The organism is Anaerobacillus sp. 63XJN7_4_ISO-PGPR-S23-413, assembly GCF_056173725.1.
In genome coordinates this window covers 1,546,667-1,563,757 of the sequence record NZ_CM149688.1, presented here as the reverse complement: position 1 = coordinate 1,563,757, position 17,091 = coordinate 1,546,667, and the positions used below count along the sequence as shown (strand labels likewise).

The following is a 17,091-nucleotide window of genomic DNA, read 5'->3' as shown; positions in this document are numbered from 1 at the left end:
CTTCTTGGTGGCACTCACCATTCTTGCGTGACATTCATAAACTAAACATAAGTAAACTTGAACGAAGGGGGATAGATAGATGTATCCGTATAATCAACAACAGCCTTATTTTCACCAACAGCCTGGATATCATCACTATCAGCAACAGCCTTTCACACCTTATCCGTCATATCAGTCATATGACCCCTATCAGTCACAGCATTATCAGCAGCCTATTCAGCAACCTATCCAACAGCCACAGCCCTACTATCCATACCCTTACTACCAGCAAGCCTATCATCCATACTATCCTCAGCAAGGATACCAGGGCGGACAGCCATTTATGAATCAATTTAAAAAGCAAAATGGGCAGTATGATTTTCCTAAAATGATGAATACCGTTCAACAAATTACGCCGATGGTGAAGCAAATGGGCTCATTGCTAAATTTATTCGTTAAATAATAGAAAAGACGTGTTTCCACGTCTCTTCTATTCATTTAGAAAGAAACAACATGCTTCCTGCACTTATAAATAGTAAAATTCCGGATATGACCATTAAGCTAAAACTACCAATCAATATTCCTATTAACAAACCACCTAGTGGGACAAACCAGATCCAGAAAGCTTTACGGCCCATAGTACTCTCTCCTTACTCCTGTGCATCCTGCTTCCCGAGCTCATAAGCATCTTCCATAGCCTTAAGAAAGAGCTGAAGCAATGGCTGCATCTTTTCAAGATCTAATTCGATTTCTTGTTCTCCAAGCGACTGCTTCGCTTCAGGTAAATACTTCATTGCAATTTGCATAAACTTCATGTTTTGATCCATTTCATTCACTCCTAATTTACTTTCGCCAGTACGGCTCCCTTCTATTATAACGACAAATACGGTGTATTGAAATGCTCCCAATCTTCCCGCTGTCCAGAAACCATCTTTAATACCATCGCAGCCTGTCCTCTATGGTAAGCTTCATGGTCGATTAAATGGCTTATGATCCATTCAGGAGAGTAACGGTGCACCTCTCCATTAATCGTAACTTCAGGTCCTGGTTTTCGATACTCTACATCAGATAGATGATTGAAATAAGATTTTATCAAGTCGCGCGCCTCTGCAAGGCGAGCTAAAAACCAGGAAAGATCTTTATCATCAGGACTAGAGATCACTTGCTCCTCTTGAAAGTAATATCGCTCTTTTTCATCCTCTGTCACGCTTTCTCCCATAAGGGCATTTTTCACCCACCAAAGCTCAATTTGTGCAATGTGTAGTATATAAGCTCCAACTGTAGGAAAACTTGAATACCCATAGTGAAGTTCCTGAAATTCAATGTCACTTACCATCGAAAGGAGTTTTTCTCTCGTTTCTTTTAAAGCTTGAAGCCCATGAGAGGAATCGTGGACATCATAATTACCAAGCGTCTTTTCGATCATTCATCATCTTCCCTTCTCAATCAGTCAAATAAATCGAAGGATCAATCGCCATCATTTTCTCCGTATGCAATCGTTGCAGATGCAATCCTTCATCAATAGGTGTCAAATTCTTAAACCCAAGCTTATTGGCACATTCTTTGCTAGAAACCCTGCACTTCAAATTACTCTGATAACGCATTTCCTTTGGATCTTCTATACACCATTCGACTCCGGTTTGCCATTCTCCTTCTCTTCCACTTGTTAGATTGAACGATTCTGATTGATCGATTCGACATCCTGCTTGATACAAAGCCCAACACACATCTCTTACATAAACCGCATCATGATGAAATTTCTTCCCCTCATTTTCATACGATGACGGTAGCTTTTTAGTTAGAAAGTAATGTTGATAAACATACTGAGTAGGTTGCCAAGGTCCATAAACAAGCGGGGCTCGAAGTACTTTTACAACACAATCTCGTTGATCAGACTTCAATAAAACTTGTTCATCTCCAGCGTTTAACTTGCCCGACATTGTTGTAGGGTGAAGAGGTGTTTTTTCTGTAATTTGTCCGTAACGTGTTCCGAAAACTTCCGTGCTCGATAAGTAGACGAGTACTTTTCCATTGGATGCTTGTAAGACCTTGCTTGTGTTCTGTAATCCTTCCTCGATCATCTTAGAGCCGCGAACATGTTCAAACCCTGGATGACTAAGATGAAAAATCGTGTCACATTCTTTGGAAATCTGGGTAAGAGAAGCTTCACTTAAAGAGCTGTTGATTTGTTTGTAATTAGCGTTTCGAAGTAACATCATTTCCTTCATTTCATATTCAGCATTTCTTAGGGTATTTAATTTATTATCAATTGCTACTACTTCAATCCCTTTGCCTAGTAGAAATTCTGTTAAATGAAAGCCAATGAATCCCAATGCCCCTGTTATAAATGCTTTCTTCACTAGTTTTCACCTCTGTTTAGATCGAATACTTTTCATCCCATCTGACCATTCTAAGAAGGATATCATTTGTCTAACTTAAGTTACCAAACCCTTTAAGGAGGATACTTTCATGCAGCTTCACCACGGAAATTTATTCTGGCCAACAACTGTAGCAGAGCCCCCTACATTTCCTGAACTCACTTCATCCATCAACTGTGATGTCCTAATCATTGGCGGTGGTATGTCGGGAAGTATTCTGGCAAAGACGCTTGCTGACTATCATGTTGACACTGTTTTAATAGAAAAAGATACGATCGGCTCTGGAAGTACTTCGGCGAATACTGGCCTTCTTCAATTTTCTAATGATGCTATGCTTGTAGATTTGATCGATCGATTCGGGAAAGAGAAGGCTGTTTATTTTTATAAACTTTGCTTAAAGGCAATAGACGAACTAGAAAAGGTTGCAGGCTCTTTAAGTGAATCAGCTGAATTTAAACGAGCAGAAAGCCTTTACTTCGCAAGCAACGATCATCATGTAAAGAAACTCAAGAAAGAATACGAAGCTTTAACACATCATGGGTTTGAAGCAGATTATATTGATCGTCACGCCATCGAAAGTCTCTTCTCCTTCACAGCTCCTGCAGGGATCTATACGAAAGGTGAAGCGGAAGTAAATCCGTATAAATTCGCACTTGCCCTTACAAGTGGCGCCAGAGAACTAGGATTAAGAGTGTTTGAGCATACCGAGATCCTCTCTCATCAATTTAATAAAAATGATTTAATCTTCGAGACTGAAAAAGGAGAAATTCGGGCAAAACATGTGATTTACGCAACGGGTTATGGTACGCAGGAGTTTGCCAAAACAAAAGGCGCACTACTCGAGCGCACCTATACCATTGCGACTGAACCCATACCGAAGTTTCCTGGTTGGCACAATCAAGCCCTTATCTGGGAAACCGATCGTCCTTATTACTATTTAAGGACGACTGCTGATCATCGCATCCTCATTGGTGGACTTGATTCTAATCTCAAAAAAGAAGAAAAACTCGAACAACAAGGACAGCTATTGCTAGCTAAACTGCATGAAATGTTTCCTTCTATCCAAACGTCAATCGCATATGAATGGAGCGCCATATTTGGTTCCACAAAAGATGGGCTACCTTACATAGGAAAACACCCAAAGTACGAGGGTGTCTATTTCATGTTAGGATATGGTGGAAACGGGACGGTTTATAGCATGCTTGGTGCCGAAATACTAAAAGATCTTATTTTGTATGATCATCATCCAGCCATGGAAATAACACGATTGAATCGATCGTAAATCATAGTTCCTCATGCTGTTGAAAAAAACGAATCATCTTCTTACCAAGGAATTGATAACTATCACTCAACAGAGCAAGGTCAATGGAGTATCCTAACTCCTGTTGAAGACGCTCGTATTCTCTAATTTGTTCTAACGAATAGGGACTTTTCATGGAATGGTGCCAAATCTTAACCGGACAAGGACACGCTTCCGTTTCTTTGTTGTCAATTCTCGTTAAAACCTCGTCATTCTCAATTTCATAAGCTTGTGCCATCTCTCGTAGTAACCGTTTATAGAAAAGACGGTTCACTTGTTCTTGTCTGACAAGACGCTTCAAATCAAAACAAGGGTTTAATAATGCCGCTGATCTAACTAAGGTATGACGATTGTTTAAAAAAGCATTTGCTGCTAACACTCCCATACCTTCCGCAACAACATGTATCCTCGGATTCAGAATTTCCTGTTTGTGAACAAGATGATAAATTCGTTCAGTTAATTTCGCTGCTTTTGGTGATCCCCAGTGCCTTCCATATAGATTGCTTGTATAGACTGTATAACCAGCCTCTAGAAAATCGGCAATCATCCCTTCACGCGTATGATTCTGCAACCAGAAACTTGTATCAGCATCAACGAAATGTGTTAAGCCACCTATAATAAATATGCCAAACCCGTTAGGCCGTTCAGGGACAAGAACGATCGTCCACTCCCCGTCTAATTGATAGGCTCGTTTACGAATACACATACTCTCCCCTCGCCCTTTTATCACTTTCTGTATAACCTATGCAAGTTACATATGGAAGAAAGGGTGAAGTGCCTATTTTGAGGGAATTTCATATCTTCTTCATCCCACGTCATTAGAAAGCGCCCTTAGTCATGATATGCACTATTGTTTCTATATATGTCCTTGCATGAAATTGGATATGATTGGGTATGGGAAAGAAGGTGGTGAGAAAAATGAAAAAAACAACTGTACTCGTATTTATTATTGTTTACCTTCTATTTAGTATTTCTGGATTTCTATTCCCCTATGATGCTGATTGGTATACGTCGCTTGCTAAACCTGATTGGACACCAAACGGTTCCGTTATAGGGACCATTTGGGCATTTCTGTTTGGGTTAATCGCTTTATCAACCGCCATTGTCTACCAAAAGCGTAGCTTCGGTCGTCATAATAGTGAGTACCTCTCACTACTCGGGATAAACTACATACTGAATCAAGCATTTAGTTATTTGCAATTTGATCAGCATGCTCTGTTTGCAACGTTCATGGACGCCCTCTTTATTGCAATCACTTCATTGATTCTTATTTTTCTTGCAGGTAGACAAAATCAGTTAGCAGGTTGGCTATTACTTCCTTATTTTCTTTGGACGGCGTTTGCTACCTATTTATCATGGCTATTTTATTACATGAATTAAAATTGATAGATGTTGCACTTAAATATTTTGTGGTATGATAATCGATAGAATACGTTTACAAATGAGGTGAATTTATTGCGTTATCTTTGGGCAATTATCTGGGGAGTTCTACTTAGCAATATGATATTCTACGTACTTGCTTCTATGCAAGGTGGTCATTACGAGTTTGGCCCCGCATCACTATTTGGAGTTATCCTAGCTGTTGCGGCAACGCTTCTTGGAGAAGGTTTAATTTCCGATCCAGCCGAACAATAGAAACAAGCGCCATTTACGGCGCTTGTTTTTTTATTGCCTGTACCTATGCCCGATTCTTATTAATGATGAGGCTTCGGTTCCCTTGACCACTTTCGATTTTGATTTGAACATTCAGGGAACGCTTCACCTGCACGAAGTTCAATTTGTTGTGGATCTTTCACCATACCACCTGTCTCTCCGATTTCAATATATACACCATTGTTCGGCGCTTTTTGTCCAGGTGTAAACTGACGATTTTCTCCGCCCATATTACTGCCTCCTTCCACTCATCAACTTTTGCCCCCTTTATCAGCATTCATCATCGAATAATGTTTTATGTAACCTGACATACAAAATTCCCTTTACAAAAATGGAAGGACTGGTGTTTAATGGTTACATGTGTCAATTTATCTTGTAACCATTACTGGAGGAACATTACTCATGGAACTGTTGGAACTACTTAAGTATGCATTTCTTGGTTTACTTCAAGGCTTCACTGAACCCATTCCAATCTCATCAAGTGGACACCTTGTCATAGCGCAAAAATTTTTTAATTTAGACATTGAAGGACTTAGTTTTGAAATCTTAATGAATTTTGCCTCCTTACTTGCGGTTCTTCTTATTTATCGCAATGACCTTATTCGCCTCACTTCTCATGGAATACGATACGTTGTCTCTCGGGAAGAAGAGTCAAAAAGCGAATTTATGTTTATCGTCTATCTTGTTGTTGCAACTATTCCTGCCGCTGTTCTTGGTATTTTGTTCGATGACTTTATTGGAGAAGAACTGAAGGGCATTAAAGTTGTTGGAGCTACTCTCATTATTACAGGTATCGCACTTTGGCTCATTCGTAACCTTCGTGGCTCCAAAGGCGAAGCTGGACTTAGTATCAAAGATGCCCTTATTGTAGGTTTGGCACAAGCTGTCGCTTTAATCCCTGGTATTAGTCGCTCTGGTGCAACAATCGTAGCGGCCATGGGACTTGGAATGAAACAAGAAACAGCTCTAAGGTTTTCGTTCCTATTATTCATACCTGTAAGCGTAGGTTCAATGATCCTTAGCATTGGGGATCTCCAATTTGGTGACATGCTTATACCATATATCGTCGCCTTCCTTCTATCTCTTACAGCTTCTTACTATTCATTGAAATGGTTTATGAATATTATGGCGCGAGGAAACTTAATTTATTTCTCTATCTATTGCTTTATCGTGGGCGCACTTGTCCTTATTTTCTAACCGGCTATCGCCGGTTTTTTTATTTGCCCTAACAAATTCCCTTCGGATAAAAGGAAATGTTGGTTGTGATAAGAAAGGATTACATGGGATAATAGAAAAAAATGATCAAAGGAGGATGAAAATGAAAGAAGATACGATTACATCAGACCCACTAAAAAAGTGGATTGCTGAAGAAGGCGAATCCATTTCGTTTCAAAAAGACGAGCCCCTTTATATGGATGGAATGAAAGCGGACCGTCTTCTTCTTATAAGATCTGGAAACGTACGTTTAAATAAGCTCACATCTGAAGGTAGAGAATTAACGCTACAAATCTGTCAACCAGGTGATCTTATTGGCGAACTTGCGCTCTACACTGGCCAATTAAACTTCTCCTCCAACGCATGGGCTGTAGATGACGTACAAGCAACCTTTGTGAAACAAGCTCACCTTGAAAAGACTCTAACAACAAACGCCCTGCTCGCCACAGAATTCATGAAATTCATGGGAGAAAACTTCAGGAAAAACCAATCAAAATTCCGAGATCTACTCCTACACGGAAAAAAAGGAGCACTCTACTCCACTCTCATTCGACTATCCAATACATATGGCGTTCAACAAAAAGATGACATACTCATCGACCTCCCTCTCACAAATCAGGAGCTAGGCAACTTCTGCGGCCTAACAAGAGAAAGCGTCAACCGCATCCTAAGTGAACTCAAAAAAGCCGACATCGTCTCCGTCACCCACAGCAAAATCACCATCCACAACCTAGAATTCCTCCGCTGCGCCATCCACTGCGAAGACTGCCCAATAACGATATGTAGGTTATAAGAAAAGCGAAAGCGCCCGTTTAGACACGGCAGGCACTGGAGCCCTATAAATTGAACACGGTTTTTGTGTTCGAGTTATAGGGCGAAGTGACCGAGTGTCTGGGCGCTGCAGCTGGATCTTCGAAAAGCGGAGACGAGCGTTTAGAAACGGAGATATTGGAGCTCTTGAACTAGAACACGCCCTTTGTGTTCTGGTGAAAGAGTGAAATATCGCAGTTTCTGCGAGTCGTAGCTAGACACGAAAAGCGGAAGCGCCCGTTTAGACACGGCAGGCACTGGAGCCCTATAAATTGAACACGGTTTTTGTGTTCGAGTTATAGGGTGAAGTGACCGAGTGTCTGGGCGCTGCAGCTAGACACGAAAAGCGGAAGTGGGCGTTAAGACACGGCAGGCACTGGAGCCTTTTCATTTGAACACTGTCTTTGTGTTCGGATGAAAAGGTGAAGTGACCGAGTGTCTGCCCACTGCAGCTAGACATGAAAAGCGGAGCAGGCCTGCCTAAATCCGCAGGATGTTGGAGCCCATGAGATTGAGACGCTTTTTGTCTCATTCGATTGGGCGAAACAGCCGGAGGATTTGGCCCGCGCAGCTAGACATGAAAAGCGGAGACGAGCGTTTAGAAACGGAGATATTGGAGCTCTTGAACTAGAACACGCCCTTTGTGTTCTGGTGAAAGAGTGAAATATCGCAGTTTCTGCGAGTCGTAGCTAGACATGAAAAGCGAAGACGAGCGTTTAGAAACGGAGATATTGGAGCTCTTGAACTAGAACACGCTTTTTGTGTTCATCTAAAAGCCCAAAACATCACCTTCCCAGCTGTCACATCCCCTCTCACCAATAAAATCTCAAAATAAAAAAACACCCAGTCGGGTGTTCTTCACTCACCCTCCACTAACCGGAGGAATAAACGCAACAACGTCCTGATCGTTTACAACCTGATCTTCTGCCGCGTATTCTTCATTAATCGCCGTCATCGTATGATCAAGAGAAAGATCTGGATAATCGTTCATCAGAATTTGTTTCAGCTCAGAAACAACAAGCTGTGATTCCGATCGTTCTAGCTTTTCCTTCCCGATTTGCTCCTGCTGTTTGGCAAAGAAAAGAACAGTAATCATTTCTTTTCCTCCTTTGGTCATTTATTTTTGTATGAGGTCTTTTCAAGCTGATCACCAATCCACTCTTCCCCGTCGGTCCAGTACTCTTTTTTCCAAATTGGCACGATTTCCTTTATACGCTCAATCGCATAGCGACTGGCTTCATAACTTTCAGCGCGATGTGGGGAAGCGACAGCAATCACAACGGCAATGTCACTAATTGCTAATTTACCGATTCGATGCACAATAGAAGTTTGGACTGTTGGCCACTTCTCACGAATTTCTACACCGATTCGTTTCAACTGTTTTTCTGCCATAGAAGGATAAGCTTCATACTGTAGCGAGACCGTTTGCTTCTCACCAGTAAATTCTCTTACTGTTCCAATAAACGTGTTGATCGCCCCAGCCTCAGGACGGATTACACTACTAATCACCTTATTTACATCTATTTCTTCAGAAGTAATTAAGTAATATTCCATTTTCAATCTCTCCTTAAACCCTTCAATACATCATTTATACAACGATCCATTTCATCATATTGATAGCTATTCTTCACAACCACATCGAGCTGCTCTTTTACAATTGTTCCAATAATATGGCTTTTTTCTAAAAGATCAAGATCTTCAGCATCTCTTATAATAGCAACCTTAGGATAGCTTTCCTCTTTATAGCCTTCTATAAGAATAAGGTCAACATCAAACATTTCATATAATCGTATTAACTGATTAAGATCCCACTCATTTTCTTGCGCTACTTGAACGGATACCATTCCGCCACCGCTAACTCCGGTCACTGTAGCACCAGCCTCGCGATGACGCCCCGTGTCTTTATTCTGATCACAGACGTCAGGAGCACCATGTCCGTGATGCTTAATAACGCCAACCTTCTTACCAGCTGAGGTAGCCATTTCTATAAATTTCTCCGCAAAAAGCGTTTTTCCGCTATTTTGATAACCGATTACTTGTAAGATTGGTATTCTCATTAGGACTCAGATCCTTCCTCGCGTAAAAGAAGGAGATCAACGATATCACCCGCTTTAAATCCTCGCGTTCCACCGGGTAGTACCGTGAAAGCATTGGCTTCAGCAAGTGACGTCACGCTTCCGGATTTATCAAGACCCGTTGGCTTCACATAAATACGCCCTTCCCTTTCCTCTGTCTTACTTCGTACAAACCTGGTAAACGGATTCGGTTTAGGAAAATCAGTTAGTAACGTTCCTTTACTTCTCATACGATAAGGGAATTCCGAGAAAAGGGCACGCTTGATGATTGGTCTTGCGAATAATTCAAATCCTACAAAACAAGCGGAAGGATTACCAGAAAGACCGAACAAGAGTTTACCATTCCATTCTGCTACAGTCGTTACACTTCCTGGTCTCATGCCTACTTTATTAAATAAGACGGTTGCCCCTAATTTTTCATAAATAGCAGGAAGATAATCATAATCCCCTACAGAAACGCCTCCTGTTGTAATGAGAAAATCGACTTTACTTAACGCTTCTTTTACAGAAGTAAAACACGTCTCAAAGTCATCATCGAGCTTTCCAAAATAAAGCGGTACGCCTCCAGCGGCTTTAACTTGACCTTCAATCATTGGGGAGTTGCTATTACGAATTTTTCCTGGTTGAAGAGCTTCTTCAGGGTTCAATAGCTCTGTACCAGTAGCGTATATCCCAACTTGTGGTTTACGAGCAACGGGCACATTCGCATAGCCAAATGTGGCAAGAAGCGCTTTCACTCCAGGTGTAATCCGTGAACCTTTCTCAATCAATACTGTACCTGCTTTTGTATCTTCTCCTTGTAAGGAAAGGTTGTCGCCTTTCGCTACTTTTCGTTTCAACTGGATAAATGACTGACCATCCTCCTCCACTTCTTGAACAAGCTCAAGCATGATCACAGCATTCGTTCCTTCTGGTATTGCTGCTCCTGTCATAATCCGGATCGCTTCATTTCTTTCTGGAACTTTTGATGCAACCGTTCCTGCTCCTATTTCTTCAATTACTTTTAATTGAATTGGGTTGTCTCTTCCTGCTTCGTATGTATCTTCTGCTCTTATAGCGAACCCATCATATGGGGAACGATCAAACGGTGGAACATCATGATCGGCTTTCAAAGCAACACCGAGATGACGTCCGTCGCTTTCTTCTAGCGGAACCGTTTCGATTTCCCCTTCATAAGAGAGGTTCATCACTTTTTGAACAGCTTCTTCTACAGTGATTGGCTTCCTTCTCTCTACCATCATCTCATCTCCATCTGTTATGATTTTCCTCTTCATTGTAACAAAGATCAAGACTCTAGAAGTAAAATTCGAATGAATAGACACTGCACTGAATAGATTGTTAGTGATGCATCTTATATGGAAAGGAGTGATGATCATGCCTCAAAATCAATATCGGGTAAAGCCAGGCGATACACTGCTTAGAATTGCGGATTCTCATAACCAATCTGTCAATGAACTCAAACAAATCAATCAGCTGAACTCAAATATTATCTATGTAGGTCAAATGCTACGGATTCCTTCTGCAACTGATTATCCATCTTACACAGTTCAACCCGGAGATACATTGTTAAGCATATCCGATCGCTTTCAAATTCCTGTTGAAGAAGTAAAAGAATTAAATCAACTGCCATCTAACCTCATCTACGTTGGTCAGCACCTTGATATTCCGGCAAACCGCTCAATGCGAATCAACTATACAGTAAAAGCTGGAGATAGCCTTTATCAAATTGCAGTGAACAACAATACAACACCGAAGAGTATCAAAGTATTAAACGACTTAACGACAGATGACCTTTCCATTGGCCAAACGCTTAAAATTCCAGTATATACAGAAGTTGTCGTAAAGGCAGATCGGGCGAATGTCAGAACTGGTCCTGGTAAAGGGTATAACATCATTGCTCAGATGAGAACGGGGGCTAAGCTCGCTGTCGAAGGCATTCAAGGTAACTGGTACAAAGTGCAGCTATATGATGGCACGAACGGATGGATCTCCGATAGTCTCGTTACCTTTAATGCATATGGTGATGAGTTGCCAGTATCAAGAATTATCGGATACTATACGCTTGAAGAAGGTCCATCCCTTCCTTCTTCGTATAAGTCGTTCGTGTCAAACCGTTCTGCCCTATCTCAACTTGCTTTATTTCTGTTTCGAATTAGCGAGTCAAATCCAACAACGATTGAGAAGTTTGGGAAGTTTAGCGATAGAGAGATCGAGAAACTCGTTCAACTGGCTCATGATCAAAACATCAAAATTATGCCGGTTGTTCATAATCTGCTATACAAAAAAGGCGATACCGAACCGAGTAAAAAGGTTGTTCAAACACTCGTTTCAAGTGAAGAAAATCGTCGCGGATTTGCTTTAAACTTAGTTAAATTAATTGAGAAGTATAATTTTGATGGAGTTGACATCGACATAGAGGATGTTTATATCGAAGATGCGGATAAACTGACGCTTCTCTATCAGACGATCGGGGAAGAGCTTCATAAGAAAGGATATTTCTTTTCAGCAAGCGTTCCATCGAGAGCATCAGATGAATTAGTGAATCCATTTTCAGACCCATTTAACTATGCTGAAATTGGTAAAGCTGTTGATCAATTTATCGTGATGCTCTATAACGAATTTGGCTGGCCTGGCAGTCCAGCTGGTCCTGCAGTAACGGCCGGGTGGATGAAAAAAGTAATGACTTATGCTAAAACGAGAATCCCCCCTGAGAAATTAGTATCCGCTATCTCTGTATTTGGGTTTGATTTCAATCTTGATACGGATAAAAGCACTTATGTCACTTATGACATGGCAATGAAATTGAAAAAGAAACACAATGCAGAAGTTCAATTTGACGAAGAGCGTCAAACGCCATTTTTCAGATATAAAGATGAAGAAGGAAATCAGCACGAAGTTTGGTTTGAAAATGAACAAAGCATTGAAGCAAAAATCCGCTTAGCTAATGAACTTGGTGTCCAGGGCGTAGCGCTATGGAGATTGGGTATGGAAGACCCTGCTATTTGGAATATGATTAATAACAAGATCATTGTGGAACGAACGGAATAGAAAACGTCATTCTCTCATCCTCGCTTACTTTAGCGATTACTCATACCCAAAATTAAAAAAAGGAAGAGGAGCCCCCTCTTCCTTTCCTACTTTCATTATCTAATGCCTAACGCAATTTTTGCATAGCGTGACATGTTATCTTTTGACCATGGTGGGTTCCAAACGATGTTAACATCCGCATCGTTCACTTCTTCCACGTCAGATAGCGCGCGCTTTACATCGTTAACAATTGTACCAGCTAATGGGCAACCCATTGCTGTTAATGTCATAACGACTTGTGCAACACCTTCATCATTTAGATCGGCTTCGTATACGAGGCCAAGATTCACGATGTCTATCCCAAGCTCAGGGTCAATAACATTCTCAAGAGCTTCAAATAATTTATCTCTCATTTCTTGATCTGTTTGTTCAGACATAGCATTCTCTCCTTTCATACATGTACTTCCAACCTTCATTATAACAAATTGAGGTTTAACTTAAACCGAAAAGCCTTAATTCTATAAATGAGTTTTAAACCAATCCACTAAAGCAAGGACAGCTTCACGTGAAACTTTATGACCAGAAGTCTCATCTTTAATAAACTTCAGGCGGTCTTCTGCCCCTTCATAGAGCGGTTTAATCTGGTTATAGAAATCGTAGGTAAGGGTATAAGGAACAACTTTATCGACTGTACTATGCCACATCATTAGTGGACGACCATCAAGTTTATCTTCTTGAAGAGAAAGATCATAGGACTGTAATCCTTCAATTTGTGTTATCATCTCTTCTTCAGAGATAGGGAGACTAAACCCTTCTTCCTTTAAATAACGTATTTGTGCATTCGCTAATTTAAAATAAGAAGGTGAGCCCATTAAAGAGACGGCGGCTTTAATCCACGGATACTGTGTAAGGGCACCAAATGTAAGGATTCCGCCCATGGATGTACCAGACATACCGATTCGGTCTTCTTGAACGAGGTTCCGATCCACAAAATGCTGCCTTAGTTGATCAAGTTCGGTTAAGCTTTGTATCACAATTTCCCAAAACACATATTGCCTCTTTTTCCCTGATAGGTCATCTTCACGTTCACCATGATGCACAGCATCAGGCAGAAGAACGCGATATCCTTCGCCTGCTAGAAGATAAGCGATGTGAAGATTATGTTCTTTTGCACTAGTAAATCCATGTTGGAACATAACTAATGGCAACTTATCTTCAGCAAGGTTAGCGTCCACTATGTGTAAGACAGGTATATTCTCTATGTATTCATTAACAATTGTTATCATCATCTTGCTCCTTTCCTTTAGCAACCATTATTCTCCTCTATCGTACCACTCATATAGTTGATTGAGAAATTTAAGAAGAGCCTAGGAAACATAAAAAACATGCAAGCAGTCGCTTGCATGTTCTGTTTGTTAATTTTTAATTTGCTCTTCGTGACTTTTTTCTACTGATTTCATATTTTCAAGCTTATTGTAGTATTGAGTTGGAAACTGTGATCCCTCATACACCATCTTGCTATCTCCACTATCATCTGACTGATCCGGTGTTGTTGGATTACCCGCCTTCTCAATTGGTAAGGTATCGTTAAACTTCTTAGTCACTTGCTTACGAAAACCGTTAGCTTTTGATTTTAATTTCGTTCTCTTCTCTTCATCCTTAAGTAAATAGGATGAAATGCCGATTGTCCCTGCCGCAATACTTGATATTAGCAATGTCTGTTTCTTAGTCATAATCGACTGCCACCTCCAATGGAATGATAGTTAAAGTGTACCCTTCTTAACAATTCCTCAAACGGCTATCATATCCTTTTAACATTCTTGTCAAAATTTTAATATTCCTAAATAGACACATATATGGTTGCCATGTACAATTAGTATGTAAACACCAAATGACACTTTTCAAAGGAGCTTCTATGACAACTAAACCGCATCTAATCGCAATTGATCTTGATGGCACGTTGTTAAACAGCGAAAAGAATATTTCTGAACGCACTAAATCCGTTATTGCCGAAGCTAGAAGACAGGGACACCATGTTGCCATCGCAACAGGAAGGCCTTATCGAGCAAGCGTGCGCTATTACAATGAATTGGCGCTTGATTCTCCAATTGTTAATTTCAATGGAGCTTTTGTTCATCACCCTCTTGATCGTTCTTTCGGGACGTATCATTCACCAATGGAATTAAATACGGCTAGATCGATCGTCTCTTCTTGTAGTGAAATTAACGTAAAAAACATCATGGCCGAAGTGTTGGATGATGTTTATTTGCATCAGCATGATGAGCTGATTATGCAAAATATGATTATGAACGAATCCTCTATCTATACAGGTGAGATTCACAAAAACCTTAAAGATGATCCTACATCTCTTCTCATTCATCCACATGAACAGCAGCTCGCTGATCTTCGCTCAATGTTAAAAGAGCATCACGCAGAGATGATCGAGCATCGCGTTTGGGCTGCTCCTCTAAACATTATTGAGATTGTTCGAGCAGGATTAAACAAATCAGTAGGGCTTAAACGGTTAGCCGAACATTTCAATGTCCCTCAAGAAAGAATCATTGCCTTCGGGGATGAAGATAACGATCTTGAAATGATCGAATATGCTGGAACTGGCGTGGCGATGGGCAATGCGATTACTGAATTAAAAAACATATCTAACGAAATCACGATGACTAATGAAGAAGATGGTGTTGCTTCCTTCCTTGAAGAAAGGCTAAACATTATCCTACCTGATAAAAGACAGCTATCCTAAGCTGTCTTTTTTTGTTTAATGAAATCAGGATGAAGATCGAATAATTACTGATCGATGAACTCATCCTATAAAAGAAAGGGAGGGATTAATCATGGCAAAGAATAGTAAAACAAAGAGAATGGTAAAAGAAGGTGCGGATCGAGTTGTCCAAAACATGGACCAACACGACCTGACAAGCTTAAGCAATGAACAACGTAAGAAACAACAACAAGAAAATTTGTCAGGTGGTGAATAACGATGGGTAATCGTCATTTTCAGCTTGCTCGAGAAGCCGTTGCAAAAGCGGAGCAAATGGCTGCAGGTCATCCAGAGTTGCAAAACCAAATCGATGTGGCCCAAAATAATCTTTCTGCAGCTTTTCACCAATCTACAAGCGCAGAAAAAGAACAGCTCACATCTTACCAGGCAGTTATACAAGAACTTAGCCATGAATCATCCAATAAACCCTTTTAGTTTCCACGAAGAAGAAACCCGTCATGTGCGACGGGTTTCTTCTTCGTGGAAATGCATTCATCTAACGTTATTATACATTTAAAAAAGTTTTATGACCGGTTTAAATTTTGTTCGCCTGCCAAGCGAATTCAGTACTTCTTTCGTTATCAGCTTATATCCTTTTGCATTTAGCTGGAGACCGTCTTTTTCATAAAGCATTTTACTTTTCTTATTTTCTCGAATCAATTGCCAGAGATCAATATGTCTTGTTCCAAGCTTATTTGCTAAATGTTTAATTCGATCAGCATAACCCTCTATTTTTTGATTCGTCATTGAGACATTTCCTTCATTCATCACTGGTGATGGTGAAATAAGAATAACCCGTTCTGAAGGGAGATTATTAACCATGTACTCAATATTTCTTTCAAACTCACTCAAATCTGAACTTTGTCCTAAACAAGCTTCTTGCGTTCCAAAGAAAATGGTTACATAATCCGGTTTGTAGCTGAGAACATCAGACTGAAAACGCGATACCCCTTCTCTAGAAGTTGGGGTTGAACCTGCATTAATCACGATCCATTCATCAAGAGCCCCTCTTATCCTTGATGTAAGACGTTCGTTCCCTTTATCATCTACTTCCCTCGCTGTCAGGCAGTCGCCAAAACAAACAAGTACAGGCATATCTTTCCTCCCCCTTTCGTTCCGTTGTTACCAGTTCTTCAAAATGGCTGTTCGAAAATTGCCTTGCTCTACTATCTCTTTAATTTCAACTATCACTTCTTTTTCAAAAATTGGGCCGTTCCATACAAACGTATGAAATTCTCCATTTTCACCGCACGGATCCACGTCATTTGGAAGGGATTGAAGAAAGTTATCATCAAATGGTTTCCCTACCCAATCAGGAGATATTTTTGACTGATCAACTGTTGTAATCACTGCTTTAAAACCTGTCGCGATGAATCTTTTTGCCGTATGTAGAGTGGAATGTTGCCACAATGGGTATATGCCCTTCAGTTTGCATTCCTGTAAAAGCGTTTCCCGATAATGACGAATATCATCTAGAAATAAATCAGCGAATACGACCCCTTCTATTTCTGCTTCTTTAAACACCTTATATTGATTGCTAACAAGCTTCTCGTATTGCTTATTCGTACAGTTATCTGGTAAATTGGTTATCGTTAGAGGCAGACCAATAGCAGCTACCTGCTTTTCAAGCAACGCTGTATGTACGCCATGAAAAGGAATGGCACCATTTGTTTCGTTGATGGTTGTCCATAATCCTTTCACTTGAAGATGTGATTGCTTTAAACAATCGAATAAAGCTATGGCGCTGTCCTTCCCAGAGCTCCATGAAAAAATTAAATTCAATGTATTAGCTCCTTTCTTACTCTATATAGACGAATAGAAAAGGCTGAATGTTTCAAATATCTTGAAATTAATTAAAAACTTTATTCAAACCTCCTTAAA

At 40.4% G+C, this 17,091-nt stretch carries 25 protein-coding genes; 10 read left to right on the top strand and 15 right to left on the bottom strand.

The genetic code is table 11. From position 1 onward, the window contains the following. Nucleotides 1–79: 79 nt before the first annotated feature. Complete coding sequence (locus tag AC0VYO_RS08505; protein WP_475368858.1) at nucleotides 80–442, top strand: YppG family protein; 363 nt, start codon at nucleotides 80–82, stop codon at nucleotides 440–442. A gap of 31 nt (nucleotides 443–473) precedes the next feature. Here the strand turns inward: AC0VYO_RS08505 and AC0VYO_RS08500 are convergent, their stop codons facing one another. The 4 genes from AC0VYO_RS08500 to AC0VYO_RS08485 are packed head-to-tail and all read right to left on the bottom strand — an operon-like array spanning nucleotide 474 to nucleotide 2,339. Then, a complete protein-coding gene (locus AC0VYO_RS08500) occupies nucleotides 474–617 on the bottom strand; it encodes a hypothetical protein (protein WP_159782169.1) in 144 nt (47 codons plus the stop codon). Nucleotides 618–629: 12 nt separating this feature from the next. Continuing rightward, nucleotides 630–806 carry a ComZ family protein gene (locus tag AC0VYO_RS08495; RefSeq protein WP_194221184.1) on the bottom strand — a complete coding sequence of 59 codons (177 nt, stop codon included), beginning with the start codon at nucleotides 804–806 and terminating at the stop codon, nucleotides 630–632. A 44-nt stretch (nucleotides 807–850) separates the two neighbouring features. Beyond that, a complete protein-coding gene (locus tag AC0VYO_RS08490) occupies nucleotides 851–1,405 on the bottom strand; it encodes a DinB family protein (protein WP_283152356.1) in 555 nt (184 codons plus the stop codon). Nucleotides 1,406–1,421: 16 nt separating this feature from the next. After that, nucleotides 1,422–2,339 (bottom strand): NAD-dependent epimerase/dehydratase family protein, encoded by a 918-nt coding sequence (locus AC0VYO_RS08485; RefSeq protein WP_475368857.1) that lies wholly within the window; start codon nucleotides 2,337–2,339, stop codon nucleotides 1,422–1,424. Nucleotides 2,340–2,448: 109 nt separating this feature from the next. On the opposite strand from AC0VYO_RS08485, the gene AC0VYO_RS08480 reads away from it, so the two are divergent. After that, nucleotides 2,449–3,639, top strand: coding sequence for an NAD(P)/FAD-dependent oxidoreductase (locus AC0VYO_RS08480; RefSeq protein ID WP_475368856.1), 1,191 nt, complete (start codon nucleotides 2,449–2,451; stop codon nucleotides 3,637–3,639). A gap of 1 nt (nucleotide 3,640) precedes the next feature. Here the strand turns inward: AC0VYO_RS08480 and AC0VYO_RS08475 are convergent, their stop codons facing one another. Beyond that, nucleotides 3,641–4,363 carry a hypothetical protein gene (locus AC0VYO_RS08475; RefSeq protein ID WP_430242124.1) on the bottom strand — a complete coding sequence of 241 codons (723 nt, stop codon included), beginning with the start codon at nucleotides 4,361–4,363 and terminating at the stop codon, nucleotides 3,641–3,643. 212 nt (nucleotides 4,364–4,575) lie between these two features. Between AC0VYO_RS08475 and AC0VYO_RS08470 the strand changes: the two genes are divergently transcribed. Beyond that, complete coding sequence (locus AC0VYO_RS08470) at nucleotides 4,576–5,037, top strand: TspO/MBR family protein (RefSeq protein WP_430242127.1); 462 nt, start codon at nucleotides 4,576–4,578, stop codon at nucleotides 5,035–5,037. A gap of 75 nt (nucleotides 5,038–5,112) precedes the next feature. Continuing rightward, on the top strand, nucleotides 5,113–5,292 hold the full coding sequence (locus AC0VYO_RS08465) for a YjzD family protein (RefSeq protein WP_430242129.1): 180 nt from the start codon (nucleotides 5,113–5,115) through the stop codon (nucleotides 5,290–5,292). Between the two features lie 59 nt (nucleotides 5,293–5,351). Here the strand turns inward: AC0VYO_RS08465 and AC0VYO_RS08460 are convergent, their stop codons facing one another. Beyond that, complete coding sequence (locus AC0VYO_RS08460) at nucleotides 5,352–5,540, bottom strand: YjzC family protein (protein ID WP_194221177.1); 189 nt, start codon at nucleotides 5,538–5,540, stop codon at nucleotides 5,352–5,354. Between the two features lie 172 nt (nucleotides 5,541–5,712). On the opposite strand from AC0VYO_RS08460, the gene AC0VYO_RS08455 reads away from it, so the two are divergent. Further along, nucleotides 5,713–6,507 carry an undecaprenyl-diphosphate phosphatase gene (locus AC0VYO_RS08455; protein ID WP_430242131.1) on the top strand — a complete coding sequence of 265 codons (795 nt, stop codon included), beginning with the start codon at nucleotides 5,713–5,715 and terminating at the stop codon, nucleotides 6,505–6,507. 121 nt (nucleotides 6,508–6,628) lie between these two features. Further along, nucleotides 6,629–7,318, top strand: a complete 690-nt coding sequence (locus tag AC0VYO_RS08450) for a Crp/Fnr family transcriptional regulator (protein ID WP_430242133.1) — start codon at nucleotides 6,629–6,631, stop codon at nucleotides 7,316–7,318. Between the two features lie 879 nt (nucleotides 7,319–8,197). Here AC0VYO_RS08450 and moaD read toward each other — a convergent pair. From moaD to AC0VYO_RS08430, 4 genes are read right to left on the bottom strand one after another with little or no spacing between them, the layout of a single operon-like run. Next, on the bottom strand, nucleotides 8,198–8,431 hold the full coding sequence (gene moaD, locus AC0VYO_RS08445; RefSeq protein WP_226612591.1) for a molybdopterin converting factor subunit 1: 234 nt from the start codon (nucleotides 8,429–8,431) through the stop codon (nucleotides 8,198–8,200). 17 nt (nucleotides 8,432–8,448) lie between these two features. Next, nucleotides 8,449–8,889: a molybdenum cofactor biosynthesis protein MoaE gene (locus AC0VYO_RS08440; protein WP_430246926.1), complete on the bottom strand. Its 441-nt coding sequence runs from the start codon at nucleotides 8,887–8,889 to the stop codon at nucleotides 8,449–8,451. A 2-nt stretch (nucleotides 8,890–8,891) separates the two neighbouring features. Next, a complete protein-coding gene (gene mobB, locus AC0VYO_RS08435; RefSeq protein ID WP_475368855.1) occupies nucleotides 8,892–9,392 on the bottom strand; it encodes a molybdopterin-guanine dinucleotide biosynthesis protein B in 501 nt (166 codons plus the stop codon). Then, complete coding sequence (locus tag AC0VYO_RS08430) at nucleotides 9,392–10,648, bottom strand: molybdopterin molybdotransferase MoeA (protein ID WP_475369052.1); 1,257 nt, start codon at nucleotides 10,646–10,648, stop codon at nucleotides 9,392–9,394. The genes mobB and AC0VYO_RS08430 overlap by 1 nt, the downstream gene beginning before the upstream one ends. Before the next feature lie 136 nt (nucleotides 10,649–10,784). Between AC0VYO_RS08430 and AC0VYO_RS08425 the strand changes: the two genes are divergently transcribed. Further along, the gene (locus AC0VYO_RS08425; RefSeq protein ID WP_475368854.1) at nucleotides 10,785–12,458 is read left to right on the top strand and encodes a LysM peptidoglycan-binding domain-containing protein; all 1,674 of its coding nucleotides are present in this window, start codon (nucleotides 10,785–10,787) and stop codon (nucleotides 12,456–12,458) included. Between the two features lie 95 nt (nucleotides 12,459–12,553). On the opposite strand, the gene AC0VYO_RS08420 is transcribed toward AC0VYO_RS08425, so the two are convergent. From AC0VYO_RS08420 to AC0VYO_RS08410, 3 genes are all read right to left on the bottom strand, one after another. Next, nucleotides 12,554–12,874, bottom strand: coding sequence for a metal-sulfur cluster assembly factor (locus AC0VYO_RS08420; protein WP_194221171.1), 321 nt, complete (start codon nucleotides 12,872–12,874; stop codon nucleotides 12,554–12,556). An 81-nt stretch (nucleotides 12,875–12,955) separates the two neighbouring features. After that, a complete protein-coding gene (locus tag AC0VYO_RS08415) occupies nucleotides 12,956–13,723 on the bottom strand; it encodes a prolyl oligopeptidase family serine peptidase (RefSeq protein ID WP_475368853.1) in 768 nt (255 codons plus the stop codon). Between the two features lie 129 nt (nucleotides 13,724–13,852). After that, nucleotides 13,853–14,170 (bottom strand): hypothetical protein, encoded by a 318-nt coding sequence (locus tag AC0VYO_RS08410; protein WP_475368852.1) that lies wholly within the window; start codon nucleotides 14,168–14,170, stop codon nucleotides 13,853–13,855. A gap of 182 nt (nucleotides 14,171–14,352) precedes the next feature. Here AC0VYO_RS08410 and AC0VYO_RS08405 point away from each other — a divergent pair, with 182 nt between their 5' ends. The 3 genes from AC0VYO_RS08405 (at nucleotide 14,353) to AC0VYO_RS08395 (ending at nucleotide 15,645) form a co-directional block, all read left to right on the top strand. Further along, a complete protein-coding gene (locus AC0VYO_RS08405) occupies nucleotides 14,353–15,192 on the top strand; it encodes a Cof-type HAD-IIB family hydrolase (protein ID WP_475367169.1) in 840 nt (279 codons plus the stop codon). Between the two features lie 91 nt (nucleotides 15,193–15,283). Next, a complete protein-coding gene (locus tag AC0VYO_RS08400) occupies nucleotides 15,284–15,427 on the top strand; it encodes a hypothetical protein (protein ID WP_194221167.1) in 144 nt (47 codons plus the stop codon). 2 nt (nucleotides 15,428–15,429) lie between these two features. Next, nucleotides 15,430–15,645, top strand: a complete 216-nt coding sequence (locus tag AC0VYO_RS08395) for a DUF3813 domain-containing protein (RefSeq protein ID WP_194221166.1) — start codon at nucleotides 15,430–15,432, stop codon at nucleotides 15,643–15,645. A gap of 78 nt (nucleotides 15,646–15,723) precedes the next feature. Here the strand turns inward: AC0VYO_RS08395 and AC0VYO_RS08390 are convergent, their stop codons facing one another. Both AC0VYO_RS08390 and AC0VYO_RS08385 read right to left on the bottom strand, forming a co-directional pair. Continuing rightward, entirely contained in the window at nucleotides 15,724–16,305 is a 582-nt protein-coding gene (locus tag AC0VYO_RS08390; RefSeq protein ID WP_194221165.1) for an SGNH/GDSL hydrolase family protein, read from the bottom strand. 27 nt (nucleotides 16,306–16,332) lie between these two features. After that, a complete protein-coding gene (locus tag AC0VYO_RS08385) occupies nucleotides 16,333–16,992 on the bottom strand; it encodes a Dph6-related ATP pyrophosphatase (RefSeq protein ID WP_475368851.1) in 660 nt (219 codons plus the stop codon). Between the last annotated feature and the right edge of the window lie 99 nt (nucleotides 16,993–17,091).